We start from the raw sequence: 22,750 nt of genomic DNA, 5'->3' as shown, positions 1-22,750 counted from the left end.
TCCCCCTGCGTCCGTACTGATGTACGGACGCACGACGTATGCCGGATGGTTGCACGACCGTCAGCGACACGCGTCGGAGGGGACCCGTCGGACGGCCTCAGCGGGACGCGGTGACCGGCTCCTCCGGTTCGGGGCGGCCGACGAAGGTGCGCCACAGTTCGGCGTACCGGCCGTCGCGGGCGAGGAGTTCGTCATGGGTGCCGTCCTCCGCGACCCGGCCGCGGTCCATCACCACCACCCGGTCCGCGCGGGCCGCCGTGGTGAGCCGGTGGGCGACCACCAGTGTCGTACGGCGGCCCGCCAGGCGGTCGGTGGCCTGGTTGACCTGGGCCTCCGTGGCCAGATCCAGCGCGGCCGTGGCCTCGTCGAGGAGCAGGATGTCGGGGTCGACCAGTTCGGCGCGGGCGAGCGCGATCAGCTGGCGCTGGCCGGCCGAGAGGTTGCGGCCGCGCTCGGCGACCTGGTGCAGATATCCGCCCTCCAGCGTGGCGATCATCTCGTGCGCGCCGACCGCCCGCGCCGCCGCCTCCACCTCCGCGTCGGTGGCGTCCGGGCGGCCGTAGGCGATGGCGTCCCGGATCGTGCCGGGGAACAGGTAGGCCTCCTGCGGTACGACGCCCAGCCGGTGCCGGTACGAGGTCAGGTCCAGGGCGCGCAGATCCGTGCCGTCGGCCGTGACCCGCCCCGCGGTGGGGTCGTAGAACCGGGCGACCAGCTTGACGAGGGTCGACTTGCCGGCGCCCGTCTCGCCGACGAAGGCCACCGTCTGCCCGGCGGGGATCGTCAGGTCGATGCCGGTCAGGGCCTCCTCGTCGGTGCCGTAAGCGAAGTGCACGCCCTCGAAGGCGATGTCGCCCCGCAGGGACCGGACCTCCCGGGGCTCGGCCGCCGACACGGTGGACGTCGGCTCGCGCAGCAGCTCCTGGATGCGGCCCAGGGAGACGGTGGCCTGCTGGTAGCCGTCGAAGACCTGGGACAGCTGCTGGACCGGGGCGAAGAACAGGTCGATGTAGAGCAGGTAGGCGACCAGGGCGCCGGTCGTCAGGGTGGCGGCCTCCACCCGGCCCGCGCCCGCGATCAGCACCGAGGCCGCCGCGACGGACGACAGGAGCTGCACGAACGGGAAGTAGACGGAGATCAGCCGCTGGCCGCGGATGCGGGCGCGCCGGTAGCTGTCGCTGCGCCCGGCGAACCGCCGCCCGCCGTCCCGCTCGCGCCTGAAGGCCTGCACGATCCGCAGCCCGGCGACCGACTCCTGAAGATCGGCGTTGACCACCGAGACGCGTTCACGGGCGAGTTCGTACGCCTTCACGCTCGCCCGGCGGAAGAAGAAGGTCGCGACGATCAGCGGGGGCAGGGTGGCGAAGACGACGAGGGCGAGCTGGAGGTCGATCACCAGCAGGACGACCATGATGCCGAAGAAGGTGACGACCGAGACGAAGGCCGTGACCAGACCCGTCTGGAGGAAGGTGGACAGGGCGTCGACGTCCGTCGTCATCCGGGTCATGATCCGGCCGGTCAGCTCGCGCTCGTAGTAGTCGAGCCCGAGCCGCTGGAGCTGGGCGAAGATCTTCAGCCGCAGCGTGTACAGCACCCGCTCGCCGGTCCGGCCGGTCATCCGGGTCTCGCCGATCTGCGCGGCCCACTGGACGAGGACGGTGAGCAGGCCGAGCAGGGAGGCCGCCCAGACGGCGCCGAGCGCCATCTTCGTGACGCCCGCGTCGATGCCGTGCCGGATCAGCACCGGCAGCAGCAGGCCCGCGCCCGCGTCCACGGCGACCAGCAGCAGGCTGAGGAGGAGGGGCGGGCCGAAGCCGTGCAGCAGGCGGCGCAGGCCGTAGGAGTCCTCCGGCAGGACCGCGCGGGCCTCGTCGATGCCGGGGGTGTCGGTGGCCGGGGGCAGCGCCTCCACCTGGGCGAGCAGCTCGGGGGTGGCGGGGGTGCCGCTGAGCGCCTGGTCCTTGGGTGTGCGGTCGCCGGTCCACAGCCTGGGGGTCACCCCCCGCTCGGCGTCGAACTCGGCGTCCAGCTCCTCACGGACGGAGGTGTCCTCCTGCGGTACGGCGGGCTCGGCGTGCCCCGGGGAGACCCCGCCCAGCTCGTCCGGGTCGGTGAGCAGCCGGCGGTACAGGGCGGACCGCTCCTGGAGTTCCTCGTGGGTGCCGAGGTCGGCGAGTCGGCCGCCGTCGAGGACGGCGATGCGGTCGGCGAGGTTGAGGGTGGAGCGGCGGTGCGCGATGAGCAGGGTCGTACGGCCCTCCATCACCTGCGTCAGCGCCTCGTGGATCTCGTGTTCCACGCGGGCGTCGACGGCGGAGGTGGCGTCGTCGAGGACGAGGAGCCGGGGGTCGGTGAGCAGGGCGCGGGCGAGCGCGACGCGCTGGCGCTGGCCGCCGGAGAGGGTCAGGCCCTGCTCGCCGACCTTGGTGTCGTAGCCCTCGGGGAGTTCCCTGATGAAACGGTCCGCCTGGGCGGCGCGGGCGGCGGCCTCGATCTCCTCCTGAGTGGCGTCCGGACGGCCGTACGCGATGTTGTTGCGCACGGTGTCGGAGAAGAGGAAGGAGTCCTCGGGGACGAGCCCGATCGCGGCCCGCAGGCTGTCCAGGGTGAGCTCGCGGACGTCGTGGCCGCCGATCAGGACCGCGCCGTGGGTGACGTCGTAGAAGCGCGGCAGCAGCAGGGAGAGGGTGGACTTGCCGGAGCCGGAGGAGCCGACGACGGCGAGGGTCTCGCCGGAGCGGATCTCGAAGGTCAGCCCGTCCAGGACCGTGGATCCGCCGTCGTACCCGAAGGACACGTCGTCGAACTCGACGGTCGCGGGCGCGTCGGCGGGCAGCTCCTTGCCGCCGTCCTTCATGGTCGGCTCGGTGTCGATCAGCTCCAGGACGCGCTCGGTGCCGGCGCGGGCCTGCTGGCCGACGGTGAGGACCATCGCGAGCATGCGGACCGGCCCGACCAGCTGGGCGAGGTAGCTGGAGAAGGCGACGAAGGTGCCGAGCGTGATGTGCCCGCGCACCGCCAGCCAGCCGCCGAGGGCCAGCATGGCGACCTGGCCGAGGGCGGGGACGGCCTGGAGGGCGGGGGTGTACTTGCTGTTCAGCCGGATGGTCCGCAGCCGCCCGGCGAAGAGCTTGCGGCCGACCTTCCTCAGTTTCCCGGTCTCCTGCTCCTCCTGCCCGAAGCCCTTCACCACGCGTACGCCGCTCACCGCGCCGTCGACCACGCCCGCGACGGCGGCGGCCTGGGCCTGGGCGTACCAGGTGGCGGGGTGCAGCTTGCTGCGGCTGCGCCTGGCGATCCAGCCGAGCGCGGGCGCGACGGCGAGGGCGACCAGGGTCAGCGGCAGCGACAGCCACGCCATGATCACCAGGGACATCAGGAAGAGCAGGACGTTCCCGATGGTCATCGGGAGCATGAAGAGCAGGCCCTGGATCAGCTGCAGGTCGCTGGTGGCGCGGCCGACGACCTGTCCCGTGGACAGCTCGTCCTGGCGGCGGCCGTCGAGGCGGGTGATCGTGCCGTACATCTCGGTCCGCAGGTCGTGCTGGACGTCGAGGGCGAGGCGGCCGCCGTAGTAGCGGCGGATGTAGGTGAAGCCGTAGACGAGGACGGCGGCGCCGATCAGGGCGCCGGCCCAGGGGGCCATGGAACGGGTGTGGTTCCCGATCACGTCGTCGATGATCACCTTGGTGATCAGCGGGACGACGGCCAAGACGGCCATGCCGCCCAGGGAGGAGCCGAGGGCGAGGACGACGTCCTTCGGATACCGCCAGGCGTATGCCGCCAGGCGCCGTGCCCATCCCCGTTGCGCTGCCACGCGGGTGCCTTCCTGTCGACCTGCTCTACCGGAAGGCACCAACGTCAGGCGATGCGGATTTCATCCCTCCGCAACAAATCGCTCCGCGGGTTCGGCCGTCTTCCACGTGCGGGTGCGCTGTCAGATCCGTACCCAGTGATCGTCATGGCCGGACCCTTGTGCCGCTGCCAGGTCTGGAAGCGGATGGCGCGGCCGGCACCAGACCCTCGGAGTCGAGATCGGCACCCCTTTCGTCGGCGAGGTGGACGGCGGACCTCGGCTGGAGGGTCTGTGGGTCCAGGTCGCACAGGGAGGAGCGGTCCTCCAGCGCGGCCGGCGAACCGTCCCGGTCCACGAACAGGCGTTTCCGCCGACGAAGTTGGTGGCGCTCGCGGGCCCGGCGGCGGTCAGGGAGGTGGCCGCCGCCAGGCCGGCGGTTCCGTGCGAGCGGATGTCCTACGGGAGACCGGCCCGTGAACCGGCCCGTGCGGCGTCAGCCCTGCGACGGCGCCGGGACGACGGCCTCGCTGGGCCGGCTGGTCGGGGTGTAGAGCGCGGTCGCGGAGGTGGTCGGCACGAGGTCCTTGTGGATGGCCTTGGCGACGTTCTGGATGGTGGTGACGCCGTAGCTCATGGTGCTGTTGTCCTGCGTCAGCACCGAGATCATGTAGTCGTGGCCGGCGCCGTTGAAGGTGCCGAGGCTGTGCACCCGCCAGCCGTGTGTCGCGCGCTGCAGCCAGCCGTTCTTGACGTGCACGGAGACCGTGGACGGCGCACCGGCCGGGGTGCCCCAGCGCTGCGAGGAGATGACCTCGCCCATCAGCTTCAGGATGTAGGCGCGGGAGTTGTCGCTCAGCACGCTGTTCTTGGCGGTGACGAGCTTGAGCAGCTTCTGCTCGTCGGTGACGTTCTCCTGGGTCAGGCCCCAGTAGCCGTTCGCGCCCGGCACGGTCCTGGTCATCCCGGCGGCGGCCAGGAAGCCCTTGATCTTCGTCAGGCCCAGCTGCTTCCACAGCGCGGTCGTGGCGTCGTTGTCCGACTTCGTGATCATGGCCTTGGTGAGCGACACCTCACGGTCGGTCAGATAACGGTTGTGCTTCTTGGCGTCCCAGAGCAGCGTGGCGAGCACGGTCACCTTGACGGTGCTGGCCGAGTCGTAGGAGCTGGACGCGCGCAGGGTGCAGGTGGTGCTGGTGCTGCGGTCGTACAGGCCGATCGCGACCGTGCCCTTGCGGGTGGCCAGGGCGGCCGTGATGTCCTTCTGCAGCTTGGCGGCGAGGCCGGCCTTGGCCGACGTACAGCTGACGGCGGGCGTGGCCGCGGCGGCCGGGGTGGCGGCGGCCACGGTGGGTATCAGCACGCCGGCGCCGAGGGCTGCCGCCAGCACTCTGGCGCGGCGGGTCATGCGGTGGGTCATGGGAAGGTCCCCCTGGGAACGTGGACTGGGCGCACACCTGCGCCTGTTGGGTTGACTCGTCGGAGTGGCCGGAAGTTGTACGCATGGTCCCAGGGAGTGCGTTCCGACCACCCCGGGGGGAAGGCAACTTGTACGACCTCTTGGTGAACCCGCGTCCACAACGGCGGCGAGTGACTCTCGCCACCCCACAGCTCCCTCCCAGGCGCACCACAGTCCGCACCCATCGCCGGACTGCATGGTGCGCTGGTGACATCTGCCACCGATCCCCTCTCCCACGCGACGACCGCGACCCCCGACAGCCGTCCCCCGGCCGGCCCGCCGGACCGGGCGCCCCGCTGGTCGCTGCCCGTACTGCTCGCGATCCTGCTGCTGGCCGCCGTGCTCTACACCTGGAACCTCTCCGGGTCGAGCCTCAACACCTTCTACAGCGGCGCCGTCTGGGCCGGCACGAAGAGCTGGAAGGCCTGGTTCTTCGGGTCACTGGACCCGGGCAACTTCCTCACCGTCGACAAACCGCCGTTCGCGCTCATGGTCATGGGCCTGTCGTGCCGCCTCTTCGGCTTCGGCACCTGGCAGATGATGGCGCCGATGATCGTGGTGGCGCTGGCCACGATCTGGATCCTGCACACGTCCGTGAAGCGCGTGTGGGGGCACGGCGCGGCGGCGGTGGCCGCACTGGTCCTGGCCGTGACGCCGATCACGGTCGCCATCAACCGCGACAACAACCCCGACACACTGCTGGTGTTCCTCATGGTGTCGGGTGCGGCGCTGGCGCTGCGCGCCACCCGTGACGACAGGCTGCTGCCCCTGCTCGGCTCGGCGGCCTGCTTCGGCCTCGCCTTCAACACCAAGCTGCTCGCCGGCTACATCGCACTGCCGGCCGTCTTCGCGGTCCACCTCTACGCGTCCCGGGCCCCCTGGCTGAAGCGGCTCGTGCACCTGCTGCTCTCGGCGGTCGTCCTGGCCGTCGCCAGCTTCTGGTGGGCGCTGGCCGTCTCCCTGGTCCCGGCCGCCGACCGGCCGTACATCGGCGGTTCGACGGACGGCACCGCCTGGGATCTGATCACGGGCTACGACGGTCTCGGCCGGGTCTTCGGCGGCGAGGGCAACGGCGGAGGTGGCGGGGGCGGCGCGAGCTTCTCCGGCACCTCGGGCCTCGGCCGGATGTTCAACGACGTCCTCGGCGGCCAGATCTCGTGGCTGCTGCCCTTCTCGGCGATCGCGCTGATCGGCGGCCTGGTGCTGTGCGGGCGCGCCCCGCGCACGGACCTGAAGCGGATGGCGCTGGTCCTGTGGGGCGGCTGGACCGTCCTCCACTACGTCATCTTCGCCACGGCCCAGGGCACCATGCACCCCTACTACACGACCGCGCTCGCCCCGGGCATCGCGGTGCTGTGCGGCGGCGGTGGCGTGATGCTGGTGCAGGCCTTCCGCACCGACAAGCGGTGGGTGTGGGTGCTCCCGCTCGCCTTCGGCGTCACCGGCATCTGGGCGATCGTGTTGTTGCGCCGGGCCTCCGGCTGGAACACCTGGCTGTGGCCGGCGATCGGGCTGCTGACGGTGGCCGGCATCGTGGGCATGCTGGTCTTCCGCTCCGGCGGCAGGGCACGGCTCTGGGCCGCGTCGGTCGCCGTCGCGGTGGTGGCGGCGGTGGCCGGTCCGGCAGCGTACGCCTGGTCGGTGCCGTCGGGTTCCGGCGGCGGCATGGGCGGTACGAATCCCACGGCGGGGCCTTCGACAGGCGGCGGTTTCGGTGGTGGGCCCGGCGGAGGCCGGGGTGGCTTCCCGGGCGGCGGCGAGATTCCGGGCGGCTCCCAGCAGAGTGGCGGGAACGCCGAGGCGGGCGCCATGCCGGAGAACGGCGAGCTGCCCGGGGGCGGTCGGACGGCCCCGGGCGGGGCGAACGGCGAGCTGCCGCGCGGGGCGAACGGTGAGCTGCCGAGCGGTGGCCCCGGCGGCCAGAACGGTGGGTTCCCCGGATCCGGGCAGGCACCCGGCGGCACAAGTGGCTCCGGCACGGACCGACGGCGTGGCTTCGGCGGCGGCCCCGGTGGCGGAATGGGCGGCGAGACGAGCGACGAGCTGATCGCCTACCTGAAGAAGCACCAGGACGGCGCCACCTGGCTGCTGGCCGTGTCCAACTCCCAGTCCGCCGCGCAGCTGGAGCTGACCACCAAGGAGCCCGTCATCTCGATGTGGGGCTTCACCGGCAGCGACAACGCCATGACCGTCGCCAGGCTGACGGAACTGGTGAAGAAGGGCGAGCTGCACTACATCCAGCTGGGCGGCGGCATGACGGGCGGCGGCCCCGGTGGCGGCAACACCGTCGGCTCGGCGGTCACGTCCTGGGTGCAGAAGCACGGGACGAAGGTGAAGGAGAGCGCGTACAGCAAGAGTTCGACCTCCTCGGCATCCAAGTCGTCCTCGTCGCAGACCAACCAGTCGACCGTCTACCGACTCGACCCGTCGGACGTGAGCTGAGACGGCCGTCCACACAGCGCGCCAAGGGCTTCGACAACCCTTGGCGCGCTGCGCCGTCGACACAACGCTGAAGCGAGCGGCCCCACGGCCACTTGTTCACTCCTCGGCGAACAGCTCCGCCACGTTCAGCGCCGCGATCTCCCGAGGCTCGGGAAACGGCACGTGCAGCACCTTCTGTCACCATTACGCCGCCGCAAGTTCGCACCACACGAACTTCCCCCGGTCGCCGAACCGCGCCGTCGGCTGCCACCCCCAGTACTGCGCGCACGCCTTCACCAACCCCAGCCCCCTCCCCTCCTCCTCCAACTCCGCCACCTGCTCCAGCGGACGCGGCGGATCCGGCGGCGCGGGATCGCTGTCCCACGCCCCGATCCACACGGTGCCCTCCGGGGTTCGGCGCACCCTCAGCGCCGCCGGCCCCTTCGTGTGCCGAACCGCGTTCGACACCAGCTCCGCCGCCAGCAGCTCCGCCGTGTCCACCAGACCGATCAGCCCGTGCAGGGTCAGGATCAGGCGCAGGGTGCGGCGGCACACCGTCACCGCTCTGAGGTCGTTCGGAATGTAGAGGGTGTAGTCCCAGGACTCGGTGGGCTCGTTTTCAGGCATGCGTCATCAACTCCGGTCAGTGAGTGGGGATTTCGCGCGGTGGCATTGCCGCAGCCGTCACGGCAGGACGACACGGTGCACTTCCGTCGCGTGTGCGCTACGTCACCGACAGTAGGGCCACAATTTGGGACCGTGCAAGTCGTTGCCATAATCTGCCCCTCGAACGAGGGTGTTCTTCAGGCAAGTTGGCGGCGGGAAGGAAGACATGGCACGCAGGAAAGAGGCCACCGCACGCCAGGCGCGTCTGGGTGCCGAACTGCGCAAACTGCGTGAAGCCGCAGGGCTCAAGGGCCGTGAGGCCGCCGCGCTGCTGGGGACGGACTCGGCTCAGGTGAGCCAGATCGCGTTCGGCACGGCGGGAGTGAGCGAGGAGCGGGTACGACGCCTTGCCGCGCATTACGCCTGCACCGGCACCGAGTTGATCGAAGCGCTGGCGGCCATGGCCACGGACCGGACGTGCGGCTGGTGGGAGGAGTACCGGGGGACGTTGCCCAACTCGTTCCTCGATCTCTCCGAGCTGGAGCATCACGCGAGCTACCGGTGGGACGTGGACTTCCTGCACGTTCCCGGCCTCCTCCAGACCGAGGAGTACGCGCGCGCACTCTTCTCGTACGTCAACCCGGACTTCCCTGAGGGCGAGCTGGAACGCTGGGTGGAGCACCGTATGAGGCGACGGGCCATCCTCGAACGCCCCGACCCGGTTCCGTACGAGGCCGTGATCCACGAGGCGGCACTGCGCATCAGAGTCGTTGACCGCGCCTCGACCCGGGCGCAGCTCGCGCGGGTCCTGGAGCTGTCCGACGCCACTCATGTCACCGTGCGCGTCGTTCCGTTCGAGCTGGACTCCTTCGCCGGCGCCGGTAGCGCCATGGTGTATGCGGGCGGTCCCGTGCCCCAGCTGGACACGGTGGTACGCGACGGCCCTCACGGCACGCTCTTCATCGACGCCGAAGCCCAACTGGGCCGCTTTCGAACGCTCTTCCGTAGGGTAGAAGCGGTGTCACTCGAACCCGAACGTTCGCGTGACTTCATCCACAAGCTGGCCAAGGAGCTGTGAGGCGCCCCATGAGCACCCGATCCCCGTGGCGGAAGTCGTCGTACTCCGGCGGCGGCGAGGGAAACGCCTGCGTCGAAGTCGCCGACCTGCACACCCACATAGCCATCCGCGACTCGAAGGCCCCGGCCGGCGCCGCCCTCACCTTCCCGGCCACAGCCTTCGCACCGTTCCTCGATGCCCTGAAGAAAACCGGTGGAGCGGCGCCGCTGTGCGCCATTACCGTGCTGCCGAGCCAAGTCGTCTAGTCAAGGACGTGCCGTTGTACACCGTGTGAGACCTCCCGAGCGCTGATCGGTCGCGCGTCGCACATGTGCGCCGCGCTGCTTTTTGCTGCGGACTTCTCACTGAAACCGGTGTACTTCTGTGCTCAATGACTGGGTGGTCGCGCCCACCTGCCTGCCGCTCGTTCGCCGCCGTTGCCACGCGTGCGCGTCCGAGTACTTCCGGGCGAGCGGAAAATTTCGCGTCAACGCAAACCACAAGCTCCTCGACGCCTGGCTCCTCGTGCTCTGTACCGCTTGCGGGGAAACCGCAAAGCTCTCGGTCCTGGAGCGGCTGAACGTGCGCTCCGTACGACCTGAGCTGCTGGACCGGCTGCACGACAACGACCTTGGCCTGACAGCTGAGCTGCTCCAGGATCCGGTCGTGCAGCGCCGTAATCGCATCGCCCTCGACTGGGCGGGCGCGTGGCGCCTCGACACCGGCGGATCGGATCACCTGGACCGCGAGGTGATCGACGTCTCGGTCCGCTTCGCGGCACGGATCCCTGTCCGGCCGGTGCGACTGATCGCTGAAGGGTGCGGTCTTTCACGGGCCGAGGTCGAGAGGCTGATCGCGGAGGGGAAGCTCGTCTCGGCAGTCCGGCTGAGCGGCAGGCTCTCCGGCGACTTCACCTTCACGCTCAAGCGCTGAGCCCTCCTCGGGGCCATGGCCCGTCCGGCTTCATCCGCCGGGCGGGCCATGGCCCGCACGCCTCCGGGCCGAAGCAGTGCCGCTTGCCGTCACGGGGCAGGCAGGCGCGCACCTGGTCCAGGCCGGACCGGGCGACGGCGACCATCGGGGTGGCCAGGGAGTCGATCCGCCTCACCGGCACGGGATCCGCTCCACAGCCGTACACCTCGGGATCCTCGCCCGCCGGCTCGAGCAGGTGCCGGTGAGGCACACCCCTCGGATCCGGCCGCGCCGCTAGCCGAGATGCGTCGGCGCGAACATCCGCAGTACCGCCGGGACTACGACCACCGACGGCCCCGGTGCCGCCAGCGCCTTCGCCAGGTCCTCCTCCAGGGTCTCCGGGGTCGTACGGACCCCCGGCACACCGAAGGACTCCGCGAGCGCCACGTAGTCCGGGCGCGTCAGCTCCGTCGCCGTCGGCCGGCCGAAGGCGTCCGTCATGTACTCGCGGAGGATGCCGTAGCCGCCGTCGTCGACGATCAGCCAGGTGACCGGCAGGTCGTACTGGCGGGCCGTGGCCAGTTCCGCGATCGAGTACAGCGCGCCGCCGTCGCCCGACACCGCCAGCACCGGGCGCGTGGGATCCGCCGCCGCCGCGCCGAGCGCCGCCGGGAAGCCGTAGCCGAGGCCGCCGGCTCCCTGGGCCGAGTGCATGGTGTTGGTACCCCGGGGGTCGAAGGCCGACCACGCCCAGTACGCCAGGATCGTCATGTCCCAGAAGGACGGCGAACCCGCGGGCAGCGCACGCCGGACGGCCCCCAACGCCTCCTGCTCCAGGGTGAGTTCCTGGCCCGCGATACGGGCCGCCACCTTCTCCAGCAGCTCCCGTACGCGCTCCGGCGCCGACTCGTCCGTGCGCTCCCGCACCGTCTCCAGCAGCGCCTGCAAAGCCAGGCGCGCGTCCGCGTGGATGCCGAGGGCAGGGTGGTTGGACTCCAGTTTGCCGAGGTCGGCCTCGATCTGGATCACCCGGCCGCGCGGCTTGAACGTGTGGTAGTTGGAGGAGAGTTCGCCCAGGCCCGAGCCGACCACCAGCAGAACGTCGGCGTCCTCCAGGAAGTCCGTCGTGTACCGGTCCTCCAGCCAGGACTGCATCGACAGCGGGTGCTCCCACGGGAACGCGCCCTTGCCGCCGAACGTCGTCACCACCGGCGCGTCCAGCTTCTCGGCCAGCGCCCTCAGCTTCCCGGCGGCGTCCGACCGTACGACCCCACCGCCCGCGATGATCGCCGGGCGGGCCGCCCGCGACAGCAGCTCGGCGGCCACCGCCGTCAGTTCGGGGCGCGGGAGAAGGTCCTCCGGCGTCGCGTCCGGTGCCGTCACCACCGGCAGGGCGGTCGCAGCGAGCAGTACGTCCTGCGGGATCTCCACCCACACCGGGCCGTGCGGTGCCGTCAGCGCCGACTTCCAGGCCGCCGCGATCGCGGACGGGATCTGGGACTGCGTACGGACCGTGTGAACCGACTTCACCACGCCCCGGAACGAGGCCGCCTGGTCGGGGAGTTCGTGCAGATAGCCGTGGCGGCCGCCGCCCAGGCCCGCCGTCGGGATCTGGCTGCTGATCGCCAGCACGGGGGCCGAGGCCGCCGCCGCCTCCTGCAGAGCGGCCAGCGACGTCAGCGCGCCCGGGCCCGTCGAGAGCAGCAGGGGCGCCGCCTCACCCGTGATCCGGCCGTACGCGTCCGCCGCGAAGCCCGCGTTGTTCTCCACCCGCAGGCCGACATAGTGGAGGGAGGACCTGCGCAGGGCGTCGAACATGCCGAGGGCGTGCTGGCCGGGCAGGCCGAAGACCGTGGTCGCGCCGAGCCCGGCCAGCGTCTCCACGACCAGGTCTCCGCCGTTGCGGCCGGGAGGGGGATTCAGCGCGGCCGCCGTCTGCTGATCGGTCGGGCGGAGCACCAGGTCGTGGTCGTGAGTCACTTCGCTTCCGAGTCCTTCCGGGCCGCCGCGATCTGGCGGCTCATGATGGTGGTCAGTTCGTAGGCCGTGTGGGAGGCGGCCACGGAGGTGATCTCGGCGTGGTCGTACGCCGGCGCCACCTCGACGACGTCCGCCGAGACCAGGTTGCAGGACGCCAGGCCGCGCAGGATCTCCAGCAGCTCGCGGGAGGTCATGCCGCCCGCCTCCGGGGTTCCCGTGCCGGGCGCGTGCGCCGGGTCGAGGCAGTCGATGTCGATGGAGATGTACAGCGGGCGGTCGCCGATGCGCTGGCGGAGCTGGTCGGCGACCTCGTCGGCGCCCCGGCGGTAGATGTCGGCGGAGGTGACGATGCCGAAGCCCATCTTCTCGTCGTCCGTCAGGTCCTGCTTGCCGTACAGCGGGCCGCGGGTGCCGACGTGGGAGAGGGCGGAGGTGTCGAGGATGCCCTCCTCCACCGCGCGGCGGAACGGGGTGCCGTGGGTGTACTCGGCACCGAAGTAGGTGTCCCAGGTGTCGAGGTGGGCGTCGAAGTGGAGCAGGGCGACCGGGCCGTGCTGCTTCGCCACCGAGCGCAGCAGCGGGAGGGCGATGGTGTGGTCGCCGCCCAGGGTCATCAGACGGGCGCCCGTGCCGAGCAGTTCGTCCGCCGCGGCCTCGACGGTCTCGACGGCCTCGTTGATGTTGAACGGGTTCACCGCGATGTCGCCGCCGTCGGCGACCTGCGCCAGGGCGAAGGGGGAGGCGTCCTGCGCGGGGTTGTACGGGCGCAGCAGCCGGGACGCCTCGCGGATGGCGTTGCCGCCGAAGCGGGCGCCCGGCCGGTACGAGACGCCGGAGTCGAACGGCACGCCCACCACGGCGACGTCGGCGGTGCCGACCTCGTCCAGGCGGGGCAGCCGGGCGAAGGTCGCGGGACCGGCGTACCGCGGGATGCGGGAGGAGTCGACGGGGCCGCGGGGCGTCTCGTTGCTGCTCATGGTCAAATGCCTTCTTTCTTGCGCTTCGTCGCGCATGTACTGTTTGTGCCGCATGTACTGCTTGTCATACGACTCTACTGGTGAGCCGGGACCGGCTCGGACGCGAGTTCGGGGTTCCGTCCGGCGAGGCGCTCGCGCCAGGTGGCGAGAACCGTCTCGTCGGTGGGCCTGGTCGCCAGGGAGACGGCGACGTAGGCGGCGAGGGAGGCGAGCAGGCCGTAGTAGACGGGCTCGTTGGCGAGGATGCCGTAGCCGGCCATCAGGCCGATCACCGCGAGGCCGCCGACGATCACGGAGGCCAGCGCGCCCTGCACCGTGCCGCGCTTCCACAGCAGGCCGCCGAGGATGGGCACGAGCAGGCCGCCGACGAGGAGGTTGTAGGCGACCGTCAGCGCCTCGACCACGTTGTTCAGCGCGATCGCCGTGCCGATCACCACCACGCCCATGATCAGGATGAAGGCGCGGTTGCCGCTGACCTCGTCGTGCCCCTCGCCGTCCCGTCGTACGGCACCCTTCAGGCGCGACCAGATGTCGTTGTTGGCGACCGTGGCGCAGGCGATCAGGGCGCCGGAGGAGGTGGACATCACGGCGGCGAGGGCGGCGGCCAGGACCAGGCCGCGCACGCCGACGGGGAGTTCGTCCTTGACGATGGTGGCGAAGGCGTCGTCGGGGCTGCCGAGCTTGGGGTAGAGCACCTTGGCGGCCGTGCCGATCACCGCGCCGGCGAGGGCGTAGGCCAGACAGTAGGTTCCGGCCACCGTGCCGCCCCACTTGGCGGTCCTGTCGCTGCGGGCGGTGAACACGCGCTGCCAGATGTCCTGGCCGATCAGCATGCCGAACGTGTAGATCAGGACATAGGTGAAGATCGTCTGACCGCCGATGCCCAGCGGGTCGAAGTACGAGGTCGGCAGCTTGGCCTTCATCTCGGAGAAGCCGCCCGCCTTGACGACCGCGATCGGCAGGAGCAGGAGCAGCACACCGATCGTCTTGACCACGAACTGCACCATGTCGGTGAGGGTGATCGACCACATGCCGCCGAGGGTGGAGTAGGCGACGACGATCGAGCCGCCGAGGATGATCGCGACGGTCCGGTTCATGTCGAAGAGGACGTCGAAGATCGTGGCGTAGGCGATGGTCGAGGTGACCGCCAGCATCAGGGTGTACGCCCACATGACCACGCCGGAGATCACCCCGGCCCGGCCGCCGTAGCGCAGGTCCAGCATCTCGGAGACGGTGTAGACCTTCAGCCGGGCGATGCGGGCGGAGAAGAAGACGGACAGGGCGAGCAGGCCGAGGCCGATGGTGAAGACCATCCAGGCGCCGGAGAGGCCGTACTGGTAGCCGAGGCCCACGCCGCCGATGGTGGAGGCGCCGCCGAGGACGATCGCCGCCATGGTGCCGGAGTACATGGCCGGGCCCAGGCGGCGGCCCGCCACGAGGAAATCGCTCTTGGACTTGGCGCGGCGCATGCCCCACCAGCCCATCGCCAGCATGCCGGCGAGATAGACGACGATCACTGTGTAGTCGACGGCCATGGGGCCCTCCTTCGCGCACATTCCGGTGGCGTGTCGTGCAGATGCGGTGGGGACGAGCCGGCGACAGATCGCGGGGACATCCGCCCGTACCCGCGGCCGCCGGTCTGACTTGACACTAGGTGGCCGGAAAGCGACTGCGAAGTGTACGTTTCATCCATATGAATAGGGCGGAGTGAAGGGTACGCACATCATGCCGGAAACAACCGCCCCGATGACCCCGGCGGTCCCACCGACCCCACCGGTCCCGCTCTCGGCCCTGCTGGCCCGGGAGGACCTCGGCCTGCGCCAGATCGCGGGCCCGTCCGAGCCCTCGACCGTGATCCACTGGGCGCACACCTCGGAGATGGCCGACCCGTACCCGTATCTGCTGGGCGGCGAGCTGCTGCTCACGGCGGGGGTGCACATCCCGGAGGCGGCCGGATCGGGCACGTACTTCGACGACTATGTCTCCCGGATCGTGGCGGCGGGCGGTGCCGCCCTCGGCTTCGGGCTCGCCCCCGTCCACGACACGGTGCCGCGCGCGCTCGTGGCGGCCTGCGAGCGCTACGGCCTCCCCCTCCTGGAGGTCCCGCCCCAGACCACGTTCTCCGGCGTGGCCCGCGCGGTGTGGCAGCTGATGGCCCAGGCCCGGCTGGCCGAACTCCGCCGCGTCACGGAGGCCCAGCAGAGCCTGGCGGCGGCGGCCTCCCGCCCGGATCCGGTGCCGTCGGTGCTGCGCCAGCTGGCCCAGCGCCTGGCCGGGCACGCGGTCCTGCACGGCCCCGACGGCACCGAGATCGCGGCGGCGGGCCGGGAGCCGGCGGAGGGGGTCAGGGAGGCGCTCGCGGAGCTCTCGGGCGTGGTGCGGCCCACGGGGCGCACGGCACCCAGGGCCACCTCCGCGACCGACACCGTCGGCGCCACCCACCTGGCCGTCTACGCCCTCGGCGCCGGCGAGGGGTTCGTGCTCGGCGTGGCCTCCCCCCGGCGCGACCCCGGTGATCACACCATCGCGTCCGTCGCCGCCGTCCTGCTGTCCTTGCTGACCGGTGAGCACCACAGCGGCACCGGTGCCGCCCGTTCCTCCGCTCTCGTACGGCTGTTGCTGGGCTCCCCGCCCGAGGAGGTGGCCCCGCTGCTCGGCACCGGACGGTGGCTGGTCGTGCACGCGCGGCCGGAGGCTCAGCTGCCCGATGCCGTCGCGGCGTCCGGGCTCGGTGCCGCGCTGGGCTCACCGCTGGTCGACCTCGGGCATGACGTCGTACGGGTGCTGGTGCCGGGCGGGCGGTTGCCGGAGCCGCAGGCCGGGTGGACGCTCGGGGTGAGCGCGGCCGTGGAGGCGTCCGAGTGGCGGGCCGCCGATGCGCAGGCGGCCCGTGCCCTCGCCCGGGCCCGGGCCACCCGCACCCCGCTGGTCCGGCACGGCGCCCGGCCGGGCCTGCAGGATCTGGTGCCGCGGGCGGACGCCGAGGCACACGCCCGCGCGCTGCTCGCCCCGCTCACCGGTCGGCCCGAGCTCGCCGAGACCCTGCGCAACTGGCTGGCGCTGCACGGCAGCTGGGACCGTACGGCGGTGGCCATGGACGTGCACCGCAACACCGTGCGGCAGCGCATCGCCCGCTGCGCCGCCCTGCTGGACACCGACCTGGACGACCCGGACGTCCGCATGGAACTGTGGTTCGCGCTGCGCCGGGGCTGACCGGGCGCGTGAGGCGCGTCCCAGCGGGCGACATGCCGAGGACGGGCCGTGGCGCGCTGCCTCACAATGGAGGCATGCCGATACCCGGGACACCCAGCCGCGCCCAGCTCGTCGACCATCTGGTGAGGACCCGTATCGCGGGGGACGTCGCCACGCCCCGCGAGAACAACCTCTCCCACTACCGTCAGCTCGCCAACGGTGTCCGCAACTTCTGGCTCGGCCTGGAGCTGGGCGACCGCTGGGCGGACGAGCAGGACGTGCTCGCGGTGATGGCCGAGAGAGCCGGCGTGAACGACGATCCCGAGTACCGGTACGGGCAGGACACGATCGACCCCGAGCTGACCGTGGACGCGCTGGAGCGGATGGCGGCGCGGCTGCGCAAGGCGGCCGAGGACCGGCAGCGGGTGCTGTTCGCCACCGGGCATCCGGGCGGCCTGCTGGACGTGCACCGGGCGACGGCCGCCGCGCTGCGGGCCGCCGGCTGCGAGATCGTGGTCATCCCGGACGGGCTGCAGACGGACGAGGGGTACGTCATGCAGTTCGCGGACGTCGCGGTGCTGGAGCACGGGGCGACGCTGTGGCACACCCACTCCGGGGAGCCGATGCGGGCCGTTCTGACGGGACTTGAGCGCGAGGGTCGCGCGCTGCCGGACCTGGTCGTCGCCGACCACGGGTGGGCGGGGTACGCGGGTCAGCACGGCATCGACTCCGTGGGATACGCCGACTGCAACGACCCGGCGCTGTTCCTCGCCGAGTCCGAGGGCACCCTCCAGGCCGTCGTGCCGCTCGACGACCATGTGGTGAGCCCGCGTCACTACGACCCGATGACGGCGTATCTGCTGGCGGCTGCCGGACTTTCCTGACGGTCCCGTGCTGTCGGCACGGCACTGTGCGGCCCCGTGAGCGGAGCCGCACAGTGTGGGCGCGATCGTGCCGGGTCGGTTACCGCCCGCCGCCGCCCCAGTTGCCACCCCAGTTGCCGCCACCCCAGTTGCCGCCACCCCTGTTGCCCCCGCCCCAGTTGCCCCAACCCCAGTTGCCCCAGCCCCGGTTGCCCCAGCCGCCGCCGCGGCAGTGGTGGCGACGGTGACCGTTGTGGTGACGGCCCCAGCCGTTGCCGCCCCAGCCGGAACTGTAGGCGTGGGCCGTGGGAGTTGCGGGGGCCGCCGAGGCCGTGCCGGCCGTGCCGATCGCGGCCCCGCCGGCAAGCAGGAGGCCTGTTGCGGACATCACGACATAACGCTTGAAGCGCTGAGCTCGCATGGGATTACCCTTCTGTCTCCATCAACTCCCGCGGCTCCGTGGGGAAGGCGCGGTGTGGATGGCCGGCGCCGTGCTCACTGAGAGGAAGGCACGGCGCGCTCTTCAGGTGTCGCCGCAGCGGGTGTGCTCCACGAACGTCGCCGCCGACGTCTGCCGTTCCGGGAAACCGGAACCGCCGGCCGGTTACGCCATGTACTGCGGCTGTCACTCATAGAGATTAGTGCCACACCCGTCACTCGGCACCTCGGAGCAACTTCAGTCACGCGGAACGCGGACCACGCCCTCCTGGATGACGGTGATCGCGAGCTGTCCGTCCTGTGTGTAGATCCGGGCCTGGCCGAGGCCGCGGCCGCCGTGCGCGGACGGCGACTCCTGGTCGTACAGCAGCCAGTCGTCGGCGCGGAAGGGACGGTGGAACCACATCGCGTGGTCCAGGGAGGCGCCCACGACGTCACCGACCGCCCAGCCGCCGCGGCCGTGCGCGAGCAGCACGGAGTCGAGGAGGGTCATGTCGGAGACGTAGGTGGCGAGGACGACGTGGAGCAACGGGTCGTCGTCCAGCTTGCCGTTGGTGCGGAACCAGACCTGTGAGTGCGGCTCACGCGGTTCGCCGAACTGCCCGTACGGCGGCTCCTCCACGTACCTGAGGTCGATCGCCTCGCGGGCCTCGATGAACTTCTCGACGACCTCGGGGGCGAGATGGCCGTAGCCGCGCAACCGCTCCTGCGAGGTGGGCAGGGTGGCCGGGTCGGCCGAGGCGGGCATGGGCGCCTGGTGCTCGAGGCCCTCCTCGAGCGTCTGGAAGGACGCCGAGAGATGGAAGATCGGCTTGCCGTGCTGGACGGCGACCACGCGGCGGGTGGTGAAGGACCGGCCGTCGCGGATGCGGTCGACGGTGTAGACGATCGGTGCGCCGGGGTCGCCGGGGCGCAGGAAGTAGGCGTGCAGCGAATGGGCGGGCCGGTCCGCGGGGACCGTACGCCCGGCGGCGACCAGCGCCTGCGCCGCGACCTGCCCGCCGAAGACGCGGGGTACGACGGCGGAGCGGGACTGGCCGCGGAAGATGTTCTCCTCGATCTGCTCGAGGTCGAGCAGATCGAGGAGATCCTGGAGTGCCTGGCTCATGGCATCTAGTTGTACAGGCCAGTGATTGCGGTGGTGACAGGTCCGTCTTACAGGCCCATGTCCTTCGCGATGATCGTCTTCATGATCTCGCTGGTGCCGCCGTAGATGCGGTTGACGCGGTTGTCCGCGTACAGGCGGGCGATCGGGTACTCGTTCATGTAGCCGTAGCCGCCGTGCAGCTGGAGGCAGCGGTCGATGACGCGGTGGGCGACCTCGGTGCAGAACAGCTTCGCGGAAGCGGCCTCGGCGGGGGTCAGTTCGCCCGCGTCCAGGGCCTCCGTCGCGCGGTCGGCGACGGCCTCGGCGGCGTCGACCTCGGCCTGGCAGGCGGCCAGTTCGAACTTGGTGTTCTGGAAGTGGGCGACCGGCTTGCCGAAGACGGTGCGCTCCTGCACGTACTGCTTGGCGAACCGGACGGCGGCCTTGGCCTGCGCGTAGGCGCCGAAGGCGATGCCCCAGCGCTCGGAGGCGAGGTTGTGGCCGAGGTAGGAGAAGCCCCTGTTCTCCTCGCCGAGCAGGTCCTCGACCGGGACCTTGACGTCGACGAAGGCCAGCTCGGCGGTGTCGGAGGTCTTCAGGCCCAGCTTGTCCAGCTTGCGGCCGACGGAGTAGCCCTCGGACTTGGTGTCCACGGCGAACAGGGAGATGCCGTGGCGGCGGTCCTCGGCGGTGGGCGCTGCCGTGCGGGCGCAGACGATCACCTTGTCGGCGTGCACGCCGCCGGTGATGAAGGTCTTGGCGCCGTTGAGGACGTAGTGCGTGCCGTCCTCGCTGAGCTTGGCGGTGGTCTTCATGCCGGCCAGGTCCGAGCCCGTCCCCGGCTCGGTCATGGCGATGGCCCACATCTCCTCGCCGGTGACGAACTTCGGCAGGTAGCGCTTCTTCTGCTCGTCCGTGGCCAGCATCTTGATGTAGGGCAGGGCGAGCAGGACGTGGACGCCGGAGCCGCCGAAGCTCACGCCCGCGCGGGCGGTCTCCTCGTAGAGGACGGCCTCGAACTTGTGGGTGTCCATGCCCGCGCCGCCGAACTCCTCGGGCACGCTGATGCCGAAGATGCCCAGCTCGCCGAGCTTGTAGTAGAAGTCGCGCGGCGCCTGGCCGGCGGCGAACCACTCGTCGTAGACCGGCACGACCTCGGCCTCGATGAAGGCGCGCAGGGTCTCCCGGAACGCCTCGTGATCCTCGTTGAACACCGTACGGCGCACGCCGCCCACCTCCACGTTCCTGTCTAAGCGCTTGCTCAGACTCGAAGATACCGGCGAGTACGGCGATGCGTCCAGAGATCCAGGTCACTCTCGAGCGGAGGCGACAGGACTCACAGTGCGCTGCGGAAGCGCGTACGGGCCGGGAAGCGTGCATGGGCGAGGAGGGCCGCACGCGCGCGGATCAGCACGCCGTCGAGCGTGATGCCGTGGCGGAGGTCGCGGCCCGGGTGCTGAGTCAGGTGCTCGCGCACCCACGCACGCGTGGCCCGCGCCCGCCGCTCCCCCTCATAGTCGCCGAACCGGCGGACGGTCCCGGTCAGGGACGGCCGGGCGGTGGGCGTCACGCGATCATCGCTCCCGCCGCCACCGCGCTCAGTCCTCCCCCAGCGCGCCCGGTCCCCCCAGCGCGCTCAGTCCTCCCCCGCCGCCTCGAACGCCCCCCGGGCCATCCGGTGCAGCAGGGCCGCCGTGGCGCCGCGGCCCGGGAGGGTGCCCGCGCGGCCCAGGTGGGGGGTGGAGTTCAGGAGGCCGAAGACCGAGTGGACGGCCGAGCGGGCCGAGGGTTCGGACAGGGCCGGGTAGACCTCGCGGACCACCTCCACCCACAGCTCGACGTACTGCCGCTGGAGCTGGCGCACCAGCTTGCGGTCGCTGTCGCGCAGGCGGTCCAGCTCGCGATCGTGCAGGGTGATGAGGGGACGGTCGTCCAGGGCGAAGTCGATGTGGCCCTCGATCAGGGAGTCCAGGACCGCCGAGGCGCCGCTCCGGCCGTCCGCCTCCGCCAGGCGGCGCTTCGCGCCCGTCAGCAGCTGGCCGCTGATGCCGACCAGCAGCTCGGCGAGCATCGCGTCCTTGCCCGCGAAGTGCCGGTACAGACCGGGGCCGCTGATGCCCACAGCGGCGCCTATCTCGTCGACGCCGACGCCGTGGAAACCGCGCTCGGCGAAGAGCCGGGCGGCCTCCTTGAGGATCTGCTCGCGGCGGGTCGGGGCGTCGGTTCTGGTGACCATGCAGGCAATTCTAGACAGCGAGGTTAGCGGTCGTTAACCTGGAGGAAATGGTTAACGCTCATTAACACGTTCGACCAACAGGTTCGATCACCGGTGAGGGGACCGCAGGATGCAGGAGGCACCGGAGCTTCGGAGCGCGGCAGATCCCGCGTCGGAGGCCTGGCGGGCCAATGAACAGGCGCATCTCGCGCTCGTCGAGGAGTTGCGCGGCAAGCTGGCCGCGGCGGCTCTCGGCGGCGGCGAGAAGGCGCGGGCCCGGCACACCGCGCGGGGCAAGCTGCTGCCGAGGGACAGGGTGGACACGCTGCTGGATGCGGGGTCGCCGTTCCTGGAGCTGGCGCCCCTCGCGGCCGACGGGATGTACGACGGGCAGGCCCCGGCCGCCGGGGTGATCGCCGGGATCGGGCGGGTCAGCGGGCGCGAGTGCGTGATCGTCGCCAATGACGCCACGGTGAAGGGTGGGACGTACTACCCGATGACCGTGAAGAAGCACCTGCGCGCCCAGGAGGTGGCCCTCGACAACCGGCTGCCGTGCGTTTACCTCGTGGACTCCGGCGGCGCCTTCCTGCCGATGCAGGACGAGGTGTTCCCGGACCGGGACCACTTCGGGCGGATCTTCTACAACCAGGCCCGGATGTCCGGCGCCGGCATCCCGCAGATCGCCGCCGTGCTCGGCTCCTGCACGGCCGGCGGGGCGTATGTGCCCGCCATGAGCGACGAGGCCGTGATCGTCCGCAATCAGGGGACGATCTTCCTCGGCGGGCCGCCCCTGGTGAAGGCCGCCACCGGCGAGGTCGTCACGGCGGAGGAGCTGGGCGGCGGCGAGGTCCACTCCCGGATCTCCGGCGTCACCGACCACCTCGCCGAGGACGACGCGCACGCCCTCAGGATCGTGCGGAACATCGTCGCCACGCTCCCGGCCCGGCAGTCGCTGCCCTGGGAGGCCCAGCCGGCCGTCGAGCCCAAGGTGGACCCCTACGGGCTGTACGGCGCGGTCCCGGTCGACTCCCGTACCCCCTACGACGTACGCGAGATCATCGCCCGTATCGCCGACGGCTCCCGTTTCGCCGAGTTCAAGAGCGAGTTCGGGCAGACGCTCGTCACCGGGTTCGCGCGGATCCACGGCCACCCGGTCGGGATCGTCGCCAACAACGGCATCCTCTTCTCCGAGTCCGCCCAGAAGGGCGCCCACTTCATCGAGCTGTGCGACCAGCGCGGGATCCCGCTGGTGTTCCTGCAGAACATCTCCGGGTTCATGGTCGGCAGGGACTACGAGGCGGGCGGTATCGCCAAGCACGGCGCCAAGATGGTGACGGCGGTGGCGTGCACGCGCGTGCCCAAGCTGACCGTGGTGGTCGGCGGGTCGTACGGCGCGGGCAACTACTCGATGTGCGGCCGGGCCTACTCCCCCCGCTTCCTGTGGATGTGGCCCAACGCCAAGATCTCCGTCATGGGCGGCGAGCAGGCCGCGTCCGTCCTCGCGACCGTCAAGCGGGACCAGCTGGAGGCCCGTGGAGAGGCCTGGCCCGCCGAGGACGAGGAGGCCTTCAAGGCGCCGATCCGCGCGCAGTACGAGCGCCAGGGCAACGCCTACTACGCCACCGCCCGCCTCTGGGACGACGGCGTGATCGACCCGCTGGAGACCCGTCAGGTGCTGGGTCTGGCCCTGACCGCTTGTGCCAATGCGCCGCTGGGCGAGCCCCAGTTCGGCGTCTTCCGGATGTGAGGA

Annotated in this window: 19 protein-coding genes; 7 read left to right on the top strand and 12 right to left on the bottom strand. The window is 71.2% G+C overall.

The window, feature by feature from the left end:
* Positions 1-97 precede the first annotated feature (97 nt).
* Together SRB17_RS01415 and SRB17_RS01405 are read right to left on the bottom strand one after the other, a co-directional pair.
* Complete coding sequence (locus SRB17_RS01415) at positions 98-3,817, bottom strand: ABC transporter ATP-binding protein (RefSeq protein WP_323374821.1); 3,720 nt, start codon at positions 3,815-3,817, stop codon at positions 98-100.
* A gap of 472 nt (positions 3,818-4,289) precedes the next feature.
* Positions 4,290-5,213 (bottom strand): serine hydrolase, encoded by a 924-nt coding sequence (locus SRB17_RS01405; protein ID WP_153533908.1) that lies wholly within the window; start codon positions 5,211-5,213, stop codon positions 4,290-4,292.
* Between the two features lie 246 nt (positions 5,214-5,459).
* Between SRB17_RS01405 and SRB17_RS01400 the strand changes: the two genes are divergently transcribed.
* Positions 5,460-7,694, top strand: coding sequence for an ArnT family glycosyltransferase (locus tag SRB17_RS01400; protein ID WP_323374820.1), 2,235 nt, complete (start codon positions 5,460-5,462; stop codon positions 7,692-7,694).
* Positions 7,695-7,877: 183 nt separating this feature from the next.
* Here SRB17_RS01400 and SRB17_RS01395 read toward each other — a convergent pair whose 3' ends face one another.
* Complete coding sequence (locus SRB17_RS01395; protein WP_153533904.1) at positions 7,878-8,300, bottom strand: ATP-binding protein; 423 nt, start codon at positions 8,298-8,300, stop codon at positions 7,878-7,880.
* Positions 8,301-8,505: 205 nt separating this feature from the next.
* Here SRB17_RS01395 and SRB17_RS01390 point away from each other — a divergent pair, with 205 nt between their 5' ends.
* From SRB17_RS01390 to SRB17_RS01380, 3 genes are all read left to right on the top strand, one after another.
* A complete protein-coding gene (locus tag SRB17_RS01390) occupies positions 8,506-9,357 on the top strand; it encodes a helix-turn-helix domain-containing protein (protein WP_153533902.1) in 852 nt (283 codons plus the stop codon).
* Positions 9,358-9,365: 8 nt separating this feature from the next.
* The gene (locus SRB17_RS01385; protein ID WP_153533900.1) at positions 9,366-9,602 is read left to right on the top strand and encodes a DUF397 domain-containing protein; all 237 of its coding nucleotides are present in this window, start codon (positions 9,366-9,368) and stop codon (positions 9,600-9,602) included.
* 118 nt (positions 9,603-9,720) lie between these two features.
* Entirely contained in the window at positions 9,721-10,269 is a 549-nt protein-coding gene (locus SRB17_RS01380; RefSeq protein WP_323374819.1) for a DUF1062 domain-containing protein, read from the top strand.
* Here the strand turns inward: SRB17_RS01380 and SRB17_RS01375 are convergent.
* From SRB17_RS01375 to SRB17_RS01360, 4 genes are all read right to left on the bottom strand, one after another.
* Complete coding sequence (locus tag SRB17_RS01375; RefSeq protein ID WP_153533898.1) at positions 10,259-10,519, bottom strand: hypothetical protein; 261 nt, start codon at positions 10,517-10,519, stop codon at positions 10,259-10,261. The two genes, SRB17_RS01380 and SRB17_RS01375, sit on opposite strands and share 11 nt — an antisense overlap.
* 23 nt (positions 10,520-10,542) lie before the next feature.
* Positions 10,543-12,228 carry a thiamine pyrophosphate-binding protein gene (locus SRB17_RS01370; RefSeq protein ID WP_323374818.1) on the bottom strand — a complete coding sequence of 562 codons (1,686 nt, stop codon included), beginning with the start codon at positions 12,226-12,228 and terminating at the stop codon, positions 10,543-10,545.
* Positions 12,225-13,205, bottom strand: a complete 981-nt coding sequence (speB, locus tag SRB17_RS01365) for an agmatinase (protein WP_153533896.1) — start codon at positions 13,203-13,205, stop codon at positions 12,225-12,227. Before speB ends, SRB17_RS01370 begins: the two co-directional genes overlap by 4 nt.
* Positions 13,206-13,279: 74 nt before the next feature.
* Positions 13,280-14,740 carry a sodium:solute symporter gene (locus SRB17_RS01360; RefSeq protein WP_153533894.1) on the bottom strand — a complete coding sequence of 487 codons (1,461 nt, stop codon included), beginning with the start codon at positions 14,738-14,740 and terminating at the stop codon, positions 13,280-13,282.
* Positions 14,741-14,930: 190 nt separating this feature from the next.
* Between SRB17_RS01360 and SRB17_RS01355 the strand changes: the two genes are divergently transcribed.
* The gene (locus tag SRB17_RS01355) at positions 14,931-16,418 is read left to right on the top strand and encodes a PucR family transcriptional regulator (protein WP_153533892.1); all 1,488 of its coding nucleotides are present in this window, start codon (positions 14,931-14,933) and stop codon (positions 16,416-16,418) included.
* Positions 16,419-16,492: 74 nt separating this feature from the next.
* Positions 16,493-17,281 carry a phosphatase gene (locus SRB17_RS01350; RefSeq protein ID WP_153533890.1) on the top strand — a complete coding sequence of 263 codons (789 nt, stop codon included), beginning with the start codon at positions 16,493-16,495 and terminating at the stop codon, positions 17,279-17,281.
* Positions 17,282-17,360: 79 nt separating this feature from the next.
* Here the strand turns inward: SRB17_RS01350 and SRB17_RS01345 are convergent, their stop codons facing one another.
* The 5 genes from SRB17_RS01345 to SRB17_RS01325 form a co-directional block, all read right to left on the bottom strand.
* Positions 17,361-17,681, bottom strand: coding sequence for a hypothetical protein (locus tag SRB17_RS01345; RefSeq protein WP_153533888.1), 321 nt, complete (start codon positions 17,679-17,681; stop codon positions 17,361-17,363).
* Positions 17,682-17,936: 255 nt separating this feature from the next.
* The gene (tesB, locus tag SRB17_RS01340) at positions 17,937-18,806 is read right to left on the bottom strand and encodes an acyl-CoA thioesterase II (RefSeq protein WP_153533886.1); all 870 of its coding nucleotides are present in this window, start codon (positions 18,804-18,806) and stop codon (positions 17,937-17,939) included.
* A gap of 47 nt (positions 18,807-18,853) precedes the next feature.
* Complete coding sequence (locus SRB17_RS01335) at positions 18,854-20,011, bottom strand: acyl-CoA dehydrogenase family protein (RefSeq protein WP_323374817.1); 1,158 nt, start codon at positions 20,009-20,011, stop codon at positions 18,854-18,856.
* A 110-nt stretch (positions 20,012-20,121) separates the two neighbouring features.
* Positions 20,122-20,355, bottom strand: a complete 234-nt coding sequence (locus tag SRB17_RS01330; protein ID WP_153533883.1) for a hypothetical protein — start codon at positions 20,353-20,355, stop codon at positions 20,122-20,124.
* Between the two features lie 66 nt (positions 20,356-20,421).
* A complete protein-coding gene (locus tag SRB17_RS01325; RefSeq protein ID WP_153533881.1) occupies positions 20,422-21,021 on the bottom strand; it encodes a TetR/AcrR family transcriptional regulator in 600 nt (199 codons plus the stop codon).
* 109 nt (positions 21,022-21,130) lie between these two features.
* Here SRB17_RS01325 and SRB17_RS01320 point away from each other — a divergent pair, with 109 nt between their 5' ends.
* A complete protein-coding gene (locus tag SRB17_RS01320) occupies positions 21,131-22,747 on the top strand; it encodes a carboxyl transferase domain-containing protein (RefSeq protein ID WP_153533879.1) in 1,617 nt (538 codons plus the stop codon).
* The last annotated feature ends 3 nt before the right edge of the window (positions 22,748-22,750 follow it).

It is taken from the genome of Streptomyces sp. RB17, assembly GCF_009604455.1.
In the GTDB taxonomy this organism is placed as follows: Bacteria; Actinomycetota; Actinomycetes; order Streptomycetales; family Streptomycetaceae; genus Streptomyces.
The sequence above is the reverse complement of the archived record's forward strand: the minus strand, read 5'-3'. Positions and strand labels throughout refer to the sequence as shown.